This is a genomic window from Pseudomonas sp. JY-Q, from assembly GCF_001655295.1.
GTDB lineage: Bacteria > Pseudomonadota > Gammaproteobacteria > Pseudomonadales > Pseudomonadaceae > Aquipseudomonas > Aquipseudomonas alloputida.
On sequence record NZ_CP011525.1, the window covers coordinates 4,207,805 to 4,224,856 of the forward strand.

Consider the following 17,052-nt stretch of genomic DNA (forward strand, 5'->3'; position numbering starts at 1 on the left):
TGATGGCGGTGGCGCCTGGCGGCCGGTTCGGCCAGCGTTAACGGCGGATGTCATGCAGATGGGGGCTGCCCGGATGATTTCAAGGGCTTTTCCGGTTCGATCTTGAAATGCGCACGGGCCGTGGCAATCGGCGACTGCCTGTCGCCCTGCCAGGCGGTGATGGCCACGTTGGTCACCCGCCGGCCCTGACGCCACAACTGGCACTGGGCGTAGGTATCGCGAAAATGCCCGGCGCGCAGGTAGTCGATAGAAAAGTCGATGATCTTCGGAATGCTTGCGCTCTCGCTGTAGATCAGCAGGTACAGCGCTGCCGACAGCTCCATGAAGCCGGCGATCACGCCGCCATGAATGGCCGGTAGCAGTGGGTTGCCGATATTGTCCGGGCTTGCCGGCAGGCGGAACAACACATCATCGCCCTGACGTTCGCATTCGATGCCGATCAGCCCGGCATAGGGAATCAGCGCCAGCAATGGTCGATAGTCGCCCACCGCATGGGCGGCGTTGAGCTGCTGGCGCACCGCGTGCGGAATCATGCCTTGCCCTCCTTCAGACTGTCGCCGAAACGGATGCCGCCCTTGATGTCCTGGCCCAGGCGCATGAACGTGCCCACCACCTGGCAGATGGGCTGGTCGGGGTCGTCCTGGTAGGCGGTGCCACGGGTAAAGATCACGTCGCGGGTAACACGGTAGCACTGGGCGTGGCCGTAGATGTCCTTGCCGGCCTCAGCCGGGTGCATGTAGTCGATGCGCAGGTCCAACGTCGGGCACACTTCGAAGCGCGGCAGCACACACAACGTGGCCATGCCACAGGTGGTGTCCATCAGCGTGGTCAGCGCACCGCCGTGCACGGCACCGGTTTGCGGGTTGCCGACAATCGCTGGCGACCATGGCAGGACCAGGGTCATGCCATCACCATCAGCCTGCGCCACGCGCATCTGCAACAGCTGACAATGTTTTAACGCCGAGAGAAAGCGTTCGGCCATTGCCATCAAGGTTGAATCGTTCATCGGCTGTTCCCACCGGCCGCAGGGCAGCGGCATAAATTCGTTAAAAAGTCTATGTAGAACGGGGCGTTATATATCTGTAATCTTCGTGGAACTTATTCCGCGTAGTTGCACTCGAAGGAACAAGTCACTTATTCCACCAAGGAGAAACACCCCCATGCGTAAACCTTTTGCTTTTGCTCTGATGCTGGCCGCTGCCATGGGCCTGGCTGCTTGCGATAAAGCGAGCGAAGACAAAGCCCAGGACGCACAGCAACACGCCGAGCAAGCCCAGGAAAAAATGGGTGAAGCTCAGGATAAGATGAACGAAGCCGCCAAGGAAAACGCCGAAGCTGCCAAAGATCAGGCCGAAGCCGAGCAGAAGGCTGCCGAAGAAGCCGCTCCGGCTACTCCGGCTCCAGCTACGCCGGCAGAACCTGCCAAGCAGTAACTCGCGTCAACAAAAAAACCCGACAACTGTCGGGTTTTTTTGTGTTTGCAAGTTGCAGCTTAAACGTTTAACCCAATAGTTCACTCGCCGCCGGCATTTATCAGCACCCGCCGCGCGCCGCGCAGTAAATTTTGCGGGCGGGTTCTCGTTCAAAGTACAACCCCGCGACGTGTCTCGGAGGAACTTACTTTGGCCGGAACCCTGCATGAAACGTCCCCCCTTGGCCCGCCGGGCCCTGATCACCTTAGTTGGCCTGGCGACATTGCTGGCCGTAAGTGCCTGGCAGATCCTGCCACCCCGCCATGATGGCCTGAATACCGTCACTGTCAGCCGGGGTGATATCGAGAGCAGCGTTACCGCCATCGGCACCTTGCAGCCACGCCGTTATGTTGACGTCGGCGCCCAGGCATCCGGGCAGATCCGTGCCATCAAGGTCGAGGTCGGCGACGCGGTGCAAGAAGGCCAGTTGCTGGTCGAGATCGACCCTTCCACGCAACAGGCCAAGCTGGACGCGGGACGCTACTCGGTCGAAAACCTGCAGGCACAGTTGCAAGAGCAACGTGCCCAGCATGAGCTGGCCCGGCAGAAGGCCGAGCGCCAGCAGAGCCTGGCGGCAGGCGGCGCCACGCGCGAAGAGGATGTGCAAACGGCGCGCGCCGAGCTCAAGGCCACCCAGGCGCGCATCGACATGATCCAGGCGCAGATTCGCCAGGCCCAGGCCAGCCTGCGCAGCGACCAGGCCGAACTGGGTTACACCCGCATCTATGCCCCCATGAGTGGCACCGTGGTCGCACTGGATGCCCGCGAGGGGCAGACGCTTAACGCCCAGCAGCAGACCCCGCTGATCCTGCGCATCGCCAAATTGTCACCGATGACAGTCTGGGCGGAAGTGTCGGAAGCGGACATTGGCCACGTCAAACCCGGCATGCACGCCTATTTCACCACCCTCAGCGGTGGCACCCGGCGCTGGAACAGCACTGTACGGCAGATCCTGCCGGTGCCGCCCAAGCCGCTGGAGCATGCCAACCAGGGCAGCGGCAGCCCGGCCAGCAAAAGCAATGGCCGGGTGGTGTTGTATACGGTGTTGCTGGACGTCGATAACGCCGACGGCGCCCTGATGGCAGAAATGACCACCCAGGTGTTCTTCGTCGCTGACCGTGCGCACAATGTGCTGACCGCCCCGATTTCCGCGCTCAACCCGGGCAAGCAGCCCGATCGCAGGCTGGCACAGGTACTGACGAAACACGGCGCCATTGAAAATCGCGAAGTGCGCACCGGCATCAGCGACCGCCTGCGCGTGCAGATTCTCGAAGGGCTGGAAGAAGGTGATCGCCTGCTGATCAGCCCCTTGCTCAGTGCAGGAGGGTAAATGCCAGTCCCACTGATTGAGCTGCGCGATATCCGCAAATGCTATGGCGGCGTCGATACACCGCAAATCGAGGTCTTGCGCGGTATCAACCTGAGCATTCACGCCGGTGAATTCGTCGCCATTGTCGGTACCTCCGGCTCAGGCAAGTCTACGCTGATGAACATCCTCGGCTGCCTGGACCGCCCCTCCAGTGGCGACTACCTGTTCGCGGGTGAACAGGTGGCCAGCCTGGACAGTGACGCACTCGCCTGGCTGCGGCGTGAAGCCTTCGGTTTCGTGTTCCAGGGCTATCACCTGATTGCCTCCGGCACCGCCCAGGAAAATGTCGAAATGCCGGCGATCTATGCCGGCACGCCTGCCGCCGAGCGCCACGCACGCGCCCATGCCCTGCTGACCCGCCTGGGCCTGGCCGAACGTACCGGTAATCGCCCGCACCAGTTGTCCGGCGGCCAGCAACAACGCGTATCGATAGCCCGCGCGCTGATGAACGGTGGCCACATCATTCTGGCAGACGAACCCACCGGCGCCCTCGACAGCCGCAGCGGTACCGAAGTCATGGCCCTGCTCGACGAACTGGCCAGCCAGGGCCATGTGGTGATCCTCATCACCCACGACCGGGAAGTCGCCGCACGGGCCAAGCGCATCATCGAAATCCGCGATGGCCAGATCATCAGCGACCAGGCCCAGCCTGAGCCACTGCCCGCTGCGCACCCTGAGGTCGACGTGCTGCAGGCCGTCGACCTGCGCCAGCGCCTGAACGACGGCAGCGAGCACAACGGTGCCTGGAAAGGCGAACTGCTGGACGCCGTCAAGGCGGCGTGGAGGGTGATGTGGATCAACCGCTTCCGCACCGCACTGACGTTGCTGGGCATCATCATCGGCGTGGCGTCGGTGGTGGTCATGCTGGCAGTGGGTGAAGGCAGCAAGCGCCAGGTCATGGCGCAGATGGGCGCCTTCGGCTCCAACATCATCTACCTCAACGGCAAGCCACCCGCCCCCAGGGCGCCGGAAGGCATCATCACCCTGGACGACACCCGCGCCATCGCCACCCTGCCCCAGGTGCGCATGATCATGCCCGTCAATGGCGGCAAGGCCGGTGTGCGCTATGGCAACCAGGACCTGAAGCTCTATGTCGGCGGCTCCAACACCTACTTCCCGCAGATATTCAACTGGCCAGTGGCGCAGGGCAGTTTCTTCACCGAGGCCGACGAAGCCGCCGGCGCGGCAGTGGCAGTGATTGGCGAAAAGACCCGGGAAAAACTGTTTGCCGACCGCAACCCGGTGGGCCAGTACATTCTCATCGAGAACGCACCGTTCCAGGTCATCGGGGTGCTGGCCGGCAAGGGCGCCAGCTCTGGCGACCAGGATGCCGACGCCCGAGTGATGGTGCCCTACACCACCGCCAGCGTGCGCCTGTTCGGCAACCAGGCCCCGGAATACGTGGTGATCGCCGCCGCAGATGCGCGCCAGGTGAAGCAGACCGAGCAGGTCATCGACCAGTTGCTGCTGAAACTGCACAACGGCGTAACCGACTTCGAACTGACCAACAATGCGGCCATGATCCAGGCCGAAGCCAAAACGCAGAACGCACTGTCGCTGATGCTGGGCGCCATTGCCGCCATTTCGCTGCTGGTGGGCGGCATCGGGGTGATGAACATCATGCTGATGACCGTGCGCGAGCGCACACGGGAAATTGGTATCCGCATGGCCACCGGCGCGCGCCAGCGCGACATCCTGCGCCAGTTCCTTACTGAAGCCGTGATGCTGACGATGGTTGGCGGCGTCAGCGGCATCGCCCTGGCATTACTGATCGGCGGCGCCCTGAGCCTGGGCCAGGTCGCCGTCGCCTTCTCGCTGCCTGCCGCCATCGGTGCCTTCGCCTGCGCGGTGGTCACCGGTATCGCGTTCGGCTTCATGCCCGCCCGCAAGGCTGCACGGCTCGACCCGGTGGCCGCCCTTACCAGCGTATGAGTACCCCAACGTTGATCAAACCCTTGCCCCTGCTCGGCGCCTGCCTGCTGCTGAGCGCCTGCGCCACCCCTGCAACGCCGCCGCAACACGGTGTGCATACCCCGGCCCGCTGGCAGGCGGCCGCGTCTCAGAGCACACCACGCCACTTGACCGGCTGGTGGCAGTCGTTCGGCAGCCCGGCACTGAACCAGCTGGTGGAGCAAGCCCGCACCGACAGCTTCGAAATCGGCGCGGCCATGGCCCGGGTTCGCCAGGCACAGGCTGATGCGGTCATTGCCGGCGGCCCCTTGCTGCCCGAGGTGACCGGGGCAGCCAATGCCAACCGCGAGCGCCTGCAGCACGGCAACGGCTACAGCCAACTGAATTCCAGCCCGACCCAGCGCACCACTCATTACCTGGATGTGGCCCTGAAGGCCAGCTATGAGGTGGACTTCTGGGGCGGCAACGCGGCAGCCCGCGAGAGTGCCCTGCGCGGCCTGCAAGCCAGTGAGTTCGACCGCGCGACCGTTGAACTGACCTTGCTCGGCAAGGTTGCCGACAGCTACATGCAGGCGCTGGCCTTCCAGCAGCAGGGGCGGATTGCCGACCTTAACCTGGCCAATGCCGAGCGTGTCCTGCAACTGGTGCAAACCCGCTTCGATGCAGGCTCGGCCACAGCACTGGAACTGGCCCAGCAACAAAGCCTGGTCGCCACCCAGCAACGGCAACGCCCGCTTTACCAGCAACAGGCGCGGGAGGCCCTGATCACTCTGGCGACCCTGGTCGGGCAACCGGTGCAGGACTTGCAACTGGGCCACACGCGCTTTGAACAGCTCAACTGGCCCTCGATCGATGCGGGCCTGCCCAGCGAACTGATCAGCCGTCGGCCGGACATCGCCAATGCCGAGGCCAAGCTGGCGGCGGCTCAGGCCAATGTGCGCGTAGCCCGCGCGGCGATGCTGCCCAAACTCAACCTGACGCTGATCGTCGGCAGCGGCGCCGATCACTTCCCGGACGTCTTGCGCAACCCCTTCACCAGCCTCGCCGCAGGCCTGGTCACGCCGGTGTTCAACAACGGCCGCCTGCGCGCTGAACGCGACAAGGCGGTAGCAAGCCAGGAGGAACTGCTGCAGAACTACCGCGGCGCCATCCTGGCCGGTTTCGGCGATGTGGAAAAGGCCCTCAATACCCTGGACGGCATCGACCGGCAACTGCATTGGCAGGCGATCGAACTGCAACAGGCGCGCAAAGCCTTCGACATCGCCGAAAGCCGCTACCAGGCGGGCGCCGAGGACCTGCTGACCGTCCTGCAAACCCAACGCACCCTGTACCAGGCTCAGGACGAGGATGTGCAACTGCGCCTCAAGCGGGTCATGGGCAGCATCGCCCTGTACAAGGCCCTGGGCGGCGGCTGGCAGGTCGCTGGCGTTGAACCGGGTGCCGCACCTGGCGCTTAAACATCGGCAGGTGCGGTTCGTCTTTATCCATGGACAGCACCCGACAAGTCGCACTCGCCCTCTCACAGGAAGCCCTATGAACGCACCCTCTTTCAGTCTGATCCTGGCCGATGGCCGCAAAGCCAGTGCCCAGGATGAAACGCCAGAGAGCGGTAGCCTGCGCCTCGACAGCAGCGCCGCCATCCCCTACCGGGAGGTCGACAACCGCATCGTCTTCGAGCAACTTCCGCCAGCATTTCCGGCCAGCGCGATGCTGGCAGTGCTGGCGACCCGTTTCTGCCACCGCAAACAATGCAACGAGGTGAATGTGCAGGTCCCTGGCGACCGGGAATTTGCCGTGCGTGCGGTACGCGAAGGCATTTTCGATCACTGGCAGGTCGACGACCAAGGCAGGCTTGCCCTGCGCTGTACCCGCCAGACCTTCTGGCAGCAACCCCTGCCATGGCTTCGCGAGCCGGCCAGCGTGCACACGGCCCCGCGTTATTGCTTCAGCGGCGAGAAACGCCACCCGCAACGCCCGCCCAAACCGGCGGGCGAAGTCTATCGACGCCATCTGCCGAAGCTGAACGCCACCTTTTCACTGCGCACCATCGACCCGGTGAAGGACCTTGCAGCCTTCAACCGCTGGATGAACCTGGAGCAAGTCGCGTTCTTCTGGGAGCAGACCGGCACCCCGGAAGAACATGCGCAATACATTCGCGAAATACTCGACGACCCGCGCGTACACCCGCTGATCGGCTGCTTCGACGACGAACCCTTCGCCTACTTCGAGGTGTACTGGTGCAAGGAAGACCGCATCGCCCCCTACTACGACGTCGCCGATTACGACCGTGGCTGGCATGTGGTGATCGGCGAGCCCAAGCACCAGGGCATCGGCAAACTGCGCGGCTGGTTCCGCTCGCTGATGCATTACATGTTCCTCGATGACCCACGCACCCAGCGGATTCTCGGCGAGCCGCGCATCGACCATACGCGCCAGATCGACTTCCTCAAGTCCCAGGGGTTCGGCCACCTGAAGGACATTCAACTGGCCCACAAGAAAGCCGCTCTGCTGCGTCTGGAGCGTGAAGCCTTCTTTGATGACCACGTCCTTTGATCCGCCTGGAGAAGACTTCCCCATGATTCGCAAACCGCTCAGCGCGACCCGCGAGCTTGCCCAGTTGCTCAAGCCATTCTGGCCCATCGTGCTGGTTTCCATACTGTTGGGCATCCTCGGCGGCTTCAGCGTCACCACGCTGCTGGCCACCATCAACCGCGCCCTCAACAGCGAAGCAGGGCTGACCCACGCCGTGCTGTGGTTGTTTGCCGGCCTCTGCGTGCTGACCTTGCTCAGCAGCATCTTCTCCGACATGGGCACCAATTTCGTTGGCCAGAAGATCATTGCCAAACTGCGCAAGGAGCTGGGCGAAAAAGTGCTTTCGGCGCCCATCGAGCAGATCGAGCGCTATCGCAGCCACCGCCTGATCCCGGTGCTGACCCACGATATCGATACCATCAGCGATTTCTCGTTCGCCTTCGCCCCCCTGACCATTTCGCTGACGGTGACGCTGGGCTGCATGGGCTACCTGGCAACATTGTCCGGCCCGCTGTTCCTGCTGATGCTGCTGGCATTGGGCGCCGGCATCACCGCCCAGGTCATCGCCCGCACGCGCGGCATCAAGGGGTTCAATAGCGCCCGCGAGGCCGAGGACGACCTGCAGAAGCATTACAACGCCATTGCCCAGGGCGCCAAGGAGCTGCGCATACACCGGCCGCGCCGGTATCGCATGTTCACCCGGCACATCCAGGGGATCAGCGAGCGGATCAGCGCCATCCAGATCAAGGCAGTCAATACCTACATCCTGGCCAAGACGTTCGGCTCGACGCTGTTCTTCATCGTCATCGGCCTGGCCCTGGCCCTGCAGAGCACCTGGACAAGCGTCGATCAGGCCGCAATGACCGGCTTCGTGCTGGTGCTGCTGTACATGAAAGGCCCACTGGACCATCTGGTCAGCGTACTGCCGCTGGTCAGCAAGGCACAGGTGGCATTCCAGCGCATTGCCGAGCTGTCAGAGCAGTTTTCCTCGCCCGAACCGAACCTGCTGCTCGACGGCCAAGGCGCACCGCGCCAAACCATCGACAGCCTGGAACTGCGCAATGTGCAGTACGCATTTCCGGCTGTCGAGGGCAGCACGCCGTTTCGCCTGGGCCCGGTGAACCTCACAATCAACCAGGGCGACATCGTGTTCATCGTCGGCGAGAACGGTTGTGGCAAGACCACGCTGATCAAGCTGCTGCTTGGCCTGTATGCGCCGCACAGTGGTGACATCCTGCTGGATGGTCAGCCGGTCTCGGTGCTTGACCGGGATGACTACCGACAACTGTTCACCACCATTTTCGCCGACTACTACCTGTTCGACGACGTGGTCCAGGGTGACCAGCAGATTCCCGACGATGCGACCCAATACCTGCAACGCCTGGAGATCGCGCACAAGGTCAGCGTACGTGACGGCGCCTTCACCACCACCGACCTGTCCACTGGGCAACGCAAGCGCCTGGCCCTGATCAGCGCCTGGCTGGAGCAGCGCCCGGTACTGGTGTTCGACGAGTGGGCAGCCGATCAGGACCCAACCTTCCGCCGCATCTTCTACACAGAGCTGCTGCCGGACCTCAAGCGCCTGGGCAAGACCATCATTGTCATCTCCCACGATGACCGCTACTTCGATATTGCCGACCAGTTGGTACACATGGACAGCGGCAAGGTTCGCACCGCAGCCCAGCCGGCCTGACCGGCTGTATCCCTCGCCCCGACCAGGTCGGCTACAACCCTGGCCGGGGCCTGCCCACCCGCCCCGTCACCCACGCGCCCGCCGGTAAATTTGCCGTGCGGCGGCTCGTTTACTGGCCATACACCTCTCCAGAGGACAGCGGCCATTCGCCGGCAAGGCCGGCCCCCATGCTGCTGTCCTTCGCCTCGACTGCCACAGGGACCGCCATGCACGAATCACTGGATGCCGACTCGCTCGCTGAAGACTTGCTGGACGACGCCTTGCTCGCCCTCCTCCAGGATGAGCTGCCTGAACCCGACCGGATAGCACCACGCGAGAGCGCCGGGCCGGCCCCCCTCTCCTTCGCCCAGCAGCGCCTGTGGTACCTGCAGCAGTTCAACCCGCAGAGCGCGGCGTACAACCTGCCACGGGCACTGTCACTGAAGGGTGAACTGCATGGCCAGCAGCTGGCCATGGCCTTGCAGGCGGTGGTCGACCGCCATGACATCCTGCGCAGCAGGTTCGCCGAGGTCGAGGGCATACCGCAGCAGTTCGTCGAAGCCGACGCACGCCTCGAAATGCCCTGCGAAGACCTGACCGCCATGCCCGCCACGCAACGCCCTCATGCATTGCAGCGGCTCATCGAAGCGGATGCGCTGGCACCGTTCGACCTCGGCAAGGCGCCCCTGATCCGGGCCCGGCTGGTGAAAGTACAAGGTGACGAGCATGTGTTGCTGCTGAACATGCACCACATCGTTTCAGACGCCTGGTCCAATCCAATCCTGCTGCAGGACCTGCTGGACGCCTATTCGCAGGCAGCCGCCCAGGGAGCCTGCAAGCTGCAACGGCCCGCCATCCAGTATGCCGATTACGCCATCTGGCAACGCCAGGCTTACCTGCAAAGCGATGCGTGCCAAGCGTCTGCCCGCTACTGGCATACCCGGCTGGGTGACGAACTGCAGCCGTTGATGTTGCCGGGTGACCTCGACCCGCGCTGCGCTGGCGTGCCGCCTAAGGGCACCAGTGCCCGCTACCATGGCCTGCAACTGGACGCCGAGGTGTTCCAGGCCCTGCTGCAGCTCAGCCGGCAGCAGGGCGTGCAACCCTTCGTCATCGCCCTGGCCGCCTGGCAGGTGCTGCTGGGCCGCTACAGTGGCCAGCGGCAATTCACCCTCGGCGTGCCCAGCGCCGGGCGCAACCGCAGCGAAACCCAGCAGCTGGTAGGGTTCTTCGTCAGCACCCAGATCTACCGCGCCGAACTCGACCCGCAGCAATCCGTGCAGACCCTGCTGCAAAACCTGCGGGAGCAGTCTATTGCGGCCCTGAGCCACAGCGACTACCCGATGGAGCTGTACCTGGAGACGCTGCAGCACAACGGCCAGGTGCTACCCACCCAGTTGTTCCAGGCGCTGTTCAACTGGCGCGTGGCCGGGACTGCCAGCGGCCCGCTGGCCCTGGGCCCACTGCAGCTGGACTTCCTCGATACCGCCAGCGCCCAGGCCAAATGCCTGATCGGCATCGACCTTGAATACGCAGCCGACGGCCTTGGCTTCAGCCTGGAATACGACTGCAGCCAGTTCAGCCACGCCACCGTGCAACGCATGGCCCGGCACTGGCAGAACCTGCTGCTGGCCATGGCCCGGGGGCCCGAGCAACGGCTGGGCGAGCTCGACATGCTGGGCACCCTGGAGCAGCAAGCCACCTTCGCCCAGTGGAACCCGGCCCCCGCCGAGCACCCGGCCGACCAGGCCCTGCACAGCCGGATCGAGGCCCAGGTGCAGCGCACCCCCGATGCCATCGCTGTCACCTGCGAGGGCCAGGCCCTGAGCTATGCCCAGCTCAACCAGCGCGCCAACGCCCTGGCCCTGCGCCTGGTCGACGACGGGGTCGGGCCCGACGTGCTGGTCGGCCTGGCTGCCGAGCGCTCGCTGGACATGGTCGTTGGCATCTTCGCCATCCTCAAGGCTGGCGGTGCCTATGTGCCGCTGGACCCGGCCTACCCGGCCGACCGTTTGGCCTACATGATCGAAGACAGCGGCCTGCAGCGCGTGCTGGCCCAGCCCCAGGTGCTGGCCAGCCTGCCGGTGCCGGCAGGCGTGCGCGTGCTCAGCCTGGAAAGCAACGATGACAGCAGCCAGGCCGACCCGCTGGCCTGCTCGCCGGTCACCGTCAGCCCGGACAACCTCGCCTATGTGATCTACACCTCCGGTTCCACCGGCAAGCCCAAGGGCGTGCTGCTGCCGCAGCGCAACGTGCTGCGCCTGTTCACGGCCACCGACGCCGACTTCCGCTTCGGCAGCGACGACGTGTGGAGCCTGTTCCACTCCTATGCCTTCGACTTCTCGGTGTGGGAAATCTTCGGCGCCCTGCTGTACGGCGGGCGCCTGGTGATCGTGCCGCAGCACACCAGCCGCTCGCCCGAGGCCTTCTACCAGCTGCTGGCCGATGAGCAGGTCACGGTGCTGAACCAGACCCCGTCGGCGTTCAAGCAACTGATGGCGGTGGCCACCACGGCCGAGCCGCAGCGGCCACTGGCACTGCGCAGCGTGGTGTTCGGGGGCGAGGCGCTGGACGTCAACAGCCTGGCACCGTGGTTCGAACGCTTCGGCGACCGCCAGCCGCAGCTGGTGAACATGTACGGCATCACCGAAACCACCGTGCATGTCAGCTACCGGCCGCTGTCGCTGGCCGACCTGGGCAAGGCGGCCAGCAGCCCGATGGGCGTGCCGATCCCCGACCTGTCCTGGTATGTGCTCGACGGCGACCTGAACCCGGTAGCCAAAGGCTGCATCGGCGAGCTGTACGTGGGCCGCGCCGGCCTGGCGCGCGGCTACCTCAAGCGCAGCGACCTGAGCGCCACGCGCTTCGTGCCGGACCCGTTCGGTGCCCCTGGCGGGCGCCTGTACCGCACCGGTGACCTGGCGCGCTACCACGCCGACGGGGTGATCGAATACGCCGGGCGGATCGACCACCAGGTGAAGATCCGCGGCTTCCGCATCGAGCTGGGTGAGATCGAAGCCCGCCTGCAGGCGCAGCCACAGGTGCGCGAGGCCCTGGTGCTGGCCCAGGAAGGCGCGACCGGCCAGCAGCTGGTGGCCTACCTGATCCCCGCTGCCGAGGTAACGCTGGAGCAGCAGGCCGGGCTGCGCGCGCAGCTGCGCGAACAGTTGAAGGAAGCGCTGCCGGACTACATGGTGCCGGCGCACCTGCTGCTGCTCGACCAATGGCCACTGACGGCCAACGGCAAGCTCGACCGCAAGGCCCTGCCCAAGGCCGATGCCAGCCTGTTGCAACAGGCCTACAATGCCCCCCAGGGCACGCTGGAACAGGCCTTGGCCAGGTTGTGGCAAACCGCGCTCAACGTCGAACGTATCAGCCGCGACGATCACTTCTTCGAACTGGGTGGCCACTCGTTGCTGGCCATCCAGCTGCTGGCCAGCATCAAGCAGGCACTGGGCCTGGCAGTGCGTATCCAGGACCTGCTCGCCTACCCCCGCATCGACCTGCTGGCTGCACATCTGGGCCGTGAGCATGCCTGTGCGAGCCCGTGCATCGTGCCCCTCAACCGCCCGGCCACGCCGCTGCCTGCATTGTTCTGTATCCACCCCAGCGGCGGCATGGTCTTCAGCTATCAGCCGCTGGCCAGGTGCCTGGAACCGCAGGCTTGCGTCTACGGCGTGCAGCACCGGGGCGGCAGCCCGGCGCCGGCCGAACGGCAGGGCTGGCAAGCGATGATCACCGACTACACCGCACAGATCCGCCAGGCACAACCGTCCGGGCCATACCGCCTGATGGGCTGGTCCCTGGGCGGCAGCATTGCCTGGGACATCGCCCGGCAGCTGGAACAGGCCGGCTGCGAGGTCGCATTCCTGGGGCTGGTCGACAGCACCCTGCCCGAGGCGCAGTTAAGCCGCGCCGCGTTCCCCCCTCACACCCCTCGCCCAGCCCGCCACAGCGATACGCCGGGCCAGCGCGAGCTGCAAGACACCGTCGAGCTGTTCGGGCTGTTGTTCCCGCAGGCCAAACAGGCCGCCGCCGAGCAGCTGCACGCCAACCCTACTCAGGACGTCAAGGCGTTCTACCAGTGGGCCACGGCGCACCTGGCTGACGCTGGCAGCGATGTCCAGGGCGTGCTGGCCAGTGCCAAGGCCCAGATCATGAATGCCCAGGCGTTCGACATCCACGATCAGCTGGAAGCGAGCTTCGCCGATTTCACCCTCACTCCGCTCAGGGTCAAGCCCAGTTGCTGGTGGTCGCAGGTGCACAAGAGCACAGCACACATTCACGCCGCCGAGCAGGTCATCCGCCAGTTCTGCGCAGGGGGTGAGCTGGACGTTTCGCTGCACTCACCCTACCCACACGAAACCATGATGCTGGAGCAGCCCCTGATCGACTCGTTCATCGAGGCGTTCGGCCGTAGCTGCCCGGCACCCTGAATACCCCGTCACACCTGCCAAAAAGGAAACGTTCGCCATGAAGTGCGCTCCCTACACCGTCACCGGCCTGGCCCTTGCCCTGGCCATGGCGGCCTGCCCGCTACTCGCCCAGGCTGCCAGCAAAACCCCGGGCGAGGTCTTCCAGGATTGCAAGGCCGGCTGCCCGGAAATGGTCGTGCTGCCTGCGGGCAGTTTCGTCATGGGCACGCCGGATGACGAACCGGGCAAGCAGCCCGACGAAGGCCCGCAACATACCGTGACCTTCGCCAAACCCTTCGCCATCAGCCGCTTCCAGGTCACCGCCGGCGAGCTGGATGCCTATATCAAGGAAACCGGCGTGGTCATCAAGGACGGTGACAAACGCCCAGGGCGCCTGTGCCAGGCCAGCAAGCCTCGCTACCCGCAAGGGCCGCGCCAGCCGGCAGTGTGCGTTGATTACTACGATGTGCAGGCCTATGCGCAGTGGCTGAGCAAAAAGACCGGCCACACTTACCGCATGCTCAGCGAGGCCGAACGCGAGTACGCGGCACGGGCCGGCTCCACCGGGCCGTTCCCGTTCCCGTTCGATGAAGAAGGCGACTACCAGATCAGCAAGCACGCCAATACCTACGGCCCCAAGGACGGCTACAGCTACACCTCACCGGTAGGCAGCTACCCGCCCAATGCCTTTGGCGTCTATGACATGCACGGTAACGTGTATGAATGGGTCGCCGACTGCTACCACAAGGACTACGTCGGCGCGCCCAGCGATGGCAGCGCCTGGATGGAGGCCGACGGCGGGCTTTGCCAGGCGGCGCACATGCGCGGGAATGACTGGGGTGAAGCGCCGATCTTCTCGCGTTCGGGCAATCGCAATGATCGCGAACGCACGGTACGTGGCGACTTCCTGGGCTTTCGTGTAGCGCGGGAGCTGTGACCTGGCGCAGGCCATCTGGGCGGGGTACCCGCCAAGATGGCCTGCGTGGCCCCAGGTTCAGAACTGTGGGGTGTATTTGACCGAGAACATGAAGTTGCGAGGGTCGCCGTAGTAGTTGTTGGCACTGACCGCAGCATACGACGGGATGTAGTACACCTTGTCGAAGATGTTGTTGAAGTTGACCGCCAGGCTGACTTCATCGCTGACCTTGTAACCAAGGCGCGCATTCCAGATGGTGAAGCCGGGCGAATCGAACTTGCGATCGAAGGCAACGGTACTGCTCTGGCTGTTGAAACCGCCGCCGACACTGAAGCGGCTGAAGTCACCAGGCAGGGTGTAGTCCGTCCACACCTTCACCGAGTGTTTCGGCGTCCAGGTGGAGAAGATCTTGCCCTCGTTCGTGTTGTCCTTGAGGTACTTGGTGGTGTTGTAGACGTAACTGGCCGACGCTTGCAAGCCTGGCAGCACCTCACCGTTGATCTCGGCCTCAAGGCCCTGGCTACGCACTTTGCCGGACGCTTCCGAGCATCTGGACCCATCACAGATTTTTGTGACATCCTGAACCGGCACTGCTCGGTTCTCGTGGTCATAGCGGAACAAGGCAACGCTGGTATTGACCTGGCCATCGTAGAGTTCACCCTTCAGACCGAGTTCGTAGTTGCTGCCAACGATCGGCTCGATCGTGGAGCCACCGACGCCCTTGGCACTCTGCGGAATGAAGACGTCCGCATAGCTGGCGTAGGCCGACCATTGCGGCGTCAATTCGTAAACCAGGCCCGCGTAAGGGGTGACGACACCGTTGTTGGCCTTGGAAGCCGGGCTGTCATACTGATAGACACCGGCCTCATAGACCTGAGAGTCGTAATCGTAGGAGTACCAGCTGGTACGCCCACCGAGGATCAGGGTCAGCGGGTCGGTCAGCTTGACGCGCCAGGTACCGTAGATACCTTTCTGCACGATCGTGTACTGGCTGTCGGTACGCGTGCCACGGGCCGCCAGGCTGTCGTAGTTCTCGAAGGGCAAGTGGTTGTCGAGATCGAAAATGTTCGCCCCGGCGCTGCGCACCACCGCCATGGTGTTGTCGCTGGTGAAGCGTGAGTAGTTACCGCCGAAGACCACTTCCTGGTCGAAGCCAAAACCGTTGAAGTCGCCATCGACGAACATGTCCAGGCCACGGCTGTGGGAGTTGAAATCAGTGGCATAGCGCCAGTCGAACAACCCAGACCCATCGTTGGCCAGGCCGGTCGGCGCTACCACGTAGGCGTAGGTCATTTCGTTGCGCTCGTTGATCGCCACCGCCGCGGTCTTGAACTTCCAGTGGTCGTTGAAGCGGTGCTCGAGGTCGACATACAACGCCAGCTGCTCGGTCATGCCGCGGTTCCAGTCGGAGCCGGTGAAGGTCGAGCGCGACAAGCCTACGTCCCGGCCATCACTGAAGCGCGGCAAACCGGCGACCATGGGCGTGAAACGCGTCTTGCGATCGCTGATGCCGACACCGAGGGTGGTGTCTTCAGACAGGTCGAAGTCCAGCGCACCGTAGACCTTCTGCTCCCAGCCGCCCACATAGTCGATGAACGAGTTGCGCGTATCGTAGTCGACCACGGCACGCCCACGGATGTTGCCCGCCTCGTTCAGCGGGCCGCCAACGTCAACCTGGGTGGCATAGTGGTCCCAGGAACCGGCCTGGGCGGTCAGGGTGACTGTCGGCTTGGCCTGGCCGCGCTTGCGCACGAAGTTGATCGCGCCACCGGGGCTGTTGGCCCCTTGCAGCAGCGCAGCGCCGCCACGCAGCAGTTCGACACGGTCATAGAATGCCGTGGGTTCCGTCAGGTAGCTGCCCAGCGCGTAGATGCCACGGGTCATGGGCACGCCATCGTACTGCAGCGAGTCGATCTCAAAGCCGCGCGAGGTGATGAAGCCGCCGGTACCCGGGCTTTTGGCGAAGGTCATGCCCGGCGCGTTGGCCAACAGCGTCGGCAAGTCGGTGATGTTCTGGTCATCCATGCGCTTGCGGGTCATCACCGACACGCTCTGCGGAATGTCCTTGAGCTTGTGTTCGCTCTTGCCGATGGTGACGCCACCGGTGGTATACGAGTTGCTGCCTTCGGTGGTCACGCCCAACGTGTTGCCCGTGATGCTGGTGGTGCCCAGTTCCAGCGCCGAGGACGCTGGCCGCTCACGCCGCACCAGGGTCAGGGTATCGCCCTCCAGGCTGTAGCTGACCGGCAAGCCGCGCAACAGCTTGGCCACTGCCGCGTCGACGGTGTAGCTGCCACGCACTTCATTGCCACGCAGGTCGGCCATTTCCGAGGCGTTGTAGATGAACTGCACATCGGCCTGCTCGCCAAGCGCACGCAGGGCGTTGGGCAGCGACTGGGCAGCGATGTCGAAGTTGACCCCCTGAGCCCAGACCTGGGCGGCCATGGGCAGCATCAATGCGGCGCCCAGCACCCCTTTGCCGAGCAACGCCCGGGATGAGCGGGCGCTGATCGAGCGGGACATGCAAAGCGCCTTGACCAATGGTTTGAACTCGAAAAATCCTGCTGGCATGGTATTTCTCTATTTATATCGTGTAATGAAATCGTCCCGCGCCCGCCAACGGCCCCCAAACGGCCGAGCTGCCCATCCTCCCCCGGGCAGATCCCGCGACAGACGCCTGACACGCAAGTCAAAACGGCTTGCCACGTGTGGCTTTCAGCGCGCTCCTACATAAGACGCATCACCCTGAAAAATCCAGAATGAGA

At 64.1% G+C, this 17,052-nt stretch carries 11 protein-coding genes; 8 read left to right on the forward strand and 3 right to left on the reverse strand.

Features of this window, described 5'->3' with window-relative positions; genetic code table 11:
• Positions 1-50: 50 nt before the first annotated feature.
• Both AA098_RS19090 and AA098_RS19095 read right to left on the reverse strand, forming a co-directional pair.
• Positions 51-533 carry a PaaI family thioesterase gene (locus AA098_RS19090; RefSeq protein WP_003251519.1) on the reverse strand — a complete coding sequence of 161 codons (483 nt, stop codon included), beginning with the start codon at positions 531-533 and terminating at the stop codon, positions 51-53.
• Positions 530-1,006, reverse strand: coding sequence for a PaaI family thioesterase (locus AA098_RS19095; RefSeq protein WP_003251521.1), 477 nt, complete (start codon positions 1,004-1,006; stop codon positions 530-532). Before AA098_RS19095 ends, AA098_RS19090 begins: the two co-directional genes overlap by 4 nt.
• A 154-nt stretch (positions 1,007-1,160) precedes the next feature.
• Between AA098_RS19095 and AA098_RS19100 the strand changes: the two genes are divergently transcribed.
• The 8 genes from AA098_RS19100 to AA098_RS19135 all read left to right on the forward strand — a co-directional run bounded on the left by AA098_RS19100 (position 1,161) and on the right by AA098_RS19135 (position 14,308).
• On the forward strand, positions 1,161-1,433 hold the full coding sequence (locus AA098_RS19100; protein WP_003251523.1) for a hypothetical protein: 273 nt from the start codon (positions 1,161-1,163) through the stop codon (positions 1,431-1,433).
• Positions 1,434-1,638: 205 nt separating this feature from the next.
• Complete coding sequence (locus AA098_RS19105; RefSeq protein WP_004574714.1) at positions 1,639-2,802, forward strand: efflux RND transporter periplasmic adaptor subunit; 1,164 nt, start codon at positions 1,639-1,641, stop codon at positions 2,800-2,802.
• Complete coding sequence (locus AA098_RS19110; RefSeq protein ID WP_003251526.1) at positions 2,803-4,773, forward strand: MacB family efflux pump subunit; 1,971 nt, start codon at positions 2,803-2,805, stop codon at positions 4,771-4,773.
• Positions 4,770-6,209 carry an efflux transporter outer membrane subunit gene (locus tag AA098_RS19115; protein WP_054888902.1) on the forward strand — a complete coding sequence of 480 codons (1,440 nt, stop codon included), beginning with the start codon at positions 4,770-4,772 and terminating at the stop codon, positions 6,207-6,209. Before AA098_RS19110 ends, AA098_RS19115 begins: the two co-directional genes overlap by 4 nt.
• A 76-nt stretch (positions 6,210-6,285) precedes the next feature.
• Complete coding sequence (locus AA098_RS19120; protein WP_004574719.1) at positions 6,286-7,305, forward strand: GNAT family N-acetyltransferase; 1,020 nt, start codon at positions 6,286-6,288, stop codon at positions 7,303-7,305.
• A 22-nt stretch (positions 7,306-7,327) separates the two neighbouring features.
• Positions 7,328-8,977 carry a cyclic peptide export ABC transporter gene (locus tag AA098_RS19125; RefSeq protein WP_047603464.1) on the forward strand — a complete coding sequence of 550 codons (1,650 nt, stop codon included), beginning with the start codon at positions 7,328-7,330 and terminating at the stop codon, positions 8,975-8,977.
• A 167-nt stretch (positions 8,978-9,144) separates the two neighbouring features.
• Positions 9,145-13,392 carry a non-ribosomal peptide synthetase gene (locus AA098_RS19130; protein ID WP_256544916.1) on the forward strand — a complete coding sequence of 1,416 codons (4,248 nt, stop codon included), beginning with the start codon at positions 9,145-9,147 and terminating at the stop codon, positions 13,390-13,392.
• A 37-nt stretch (positions 13,393-13,429) separates the two neighbouring features.
• Positions 13,430-14,308 carry a formylglycine-generating enzyme family protein gene (locus tag AA098_RS19135; RefSeq protein WP_003255995.1) on the forward strand — a complete coding sequence of 293 codons (879 nt, stop codon included), beginning with the start codon at positions 13,430-13,432 and terminating at the stop codon, positions 14,306-14,308.
• A 57-nt stretch (positions 14,309-14,365) separates the two neighbouring features.
• Here the strand turns inward: AA098_RS19135 and AA098_RS19140 are convergent, their stop codons facing one another.
• Positions 14,366-16,858: a TonB-dependent siderophore receptor gene (locus AA098_RS19140; protein ID WP_064614918.1), complete on the reverse strand. Its 2,493-nt coding sequence runs from the start codon at positions 16,856-16,858 to the stop codon at positions 14,366-14,368.
• Between the last annotated feature and the right edge of the window lie 194 nt (positions 16,859-17,052).

Excerpts from the sequence above, each read along its gene's own strand:
- AA098_RS19090 (WP_003251519.1), bottom strand. The coding sequence starts at position 533 with ATGATTCCGCACGCGGTGCGCCAGCAGCTCAACGCCGCCCATGCGGTG.
- AA098_RS19095 (WP_003251521.1), bottom strand. The coding sequence starts at position 1,006 with ATGAACGATTCAACCTTGATGGCAATGGCCGAACGCTTTCTCTCGGCG.
- AA098_RS19100 (WP_003251523.1), top strand. The coding sequence starts at position 1,161 with ATGCGTAAACCTTTTGCTTTTGCTCTGATGCTGGCCGCTGCCATGGGC.
- AA098_RS19105 (WP_004574714.1), top strand. The coding sequence starts at position 1,639 with ATGAAACGTCCCCCCTTGGCCCGCCGGGCCCTGATCACCTTAGTTGGC.
- AA098_RS19110 (WP_003251526.1), top strand. The coding sequence starts at position 2,803 with ATGCCAGTCCCACTGATTGAGCTGCGCGATATCCGCAAATGCTATGGC.
- AA098_RS19115 (WP_054888902.1), top strand. The coding sequence starts at position 4,770 with ATGAGTACCCCAACGTTGATCAAACCCTTGCCCCTGCTCGGCGCCTGC.
- AA098_RS19120 (WP_004574719.1), top strand. The coding sequence starts at position 6,286 with ATGAACGCACCCTCTTTCAGTCTGATCCTGGCCGATGGCCGCAAAGCC.
- AA098_RS19125 (WP_047603464.1), top strand. The coding sequence starts at position 7,328 with ATGATTCGCAAACCGCTCAGCGCGACCCGCGAGCTTGCCCAGTTGCTC.
- AA098_RS19130 (WP_256544916.1), top strand. The coding sequence starts at position 9,145 with ATGCTGCTGTCCTTCGCCTCGACTGCCACAGGGACCGCCATGCACGAA.
- AA098_RS19135 (WP_003255995.1), top strand. The coding sequence starts at position 13,430 with ATGAAGTGCGCTCCCTACACCGTCACCGGCCTGGCCCTTGCCCTGGCC.
- AA098_RS19140 (WP_064614918.1), bottom strand. The coding sequence starts at position 16,858 with ATGCCAGCAGGATTTTTCGAGTTCAAACCATTGGTCAAGGCGCTTTGC.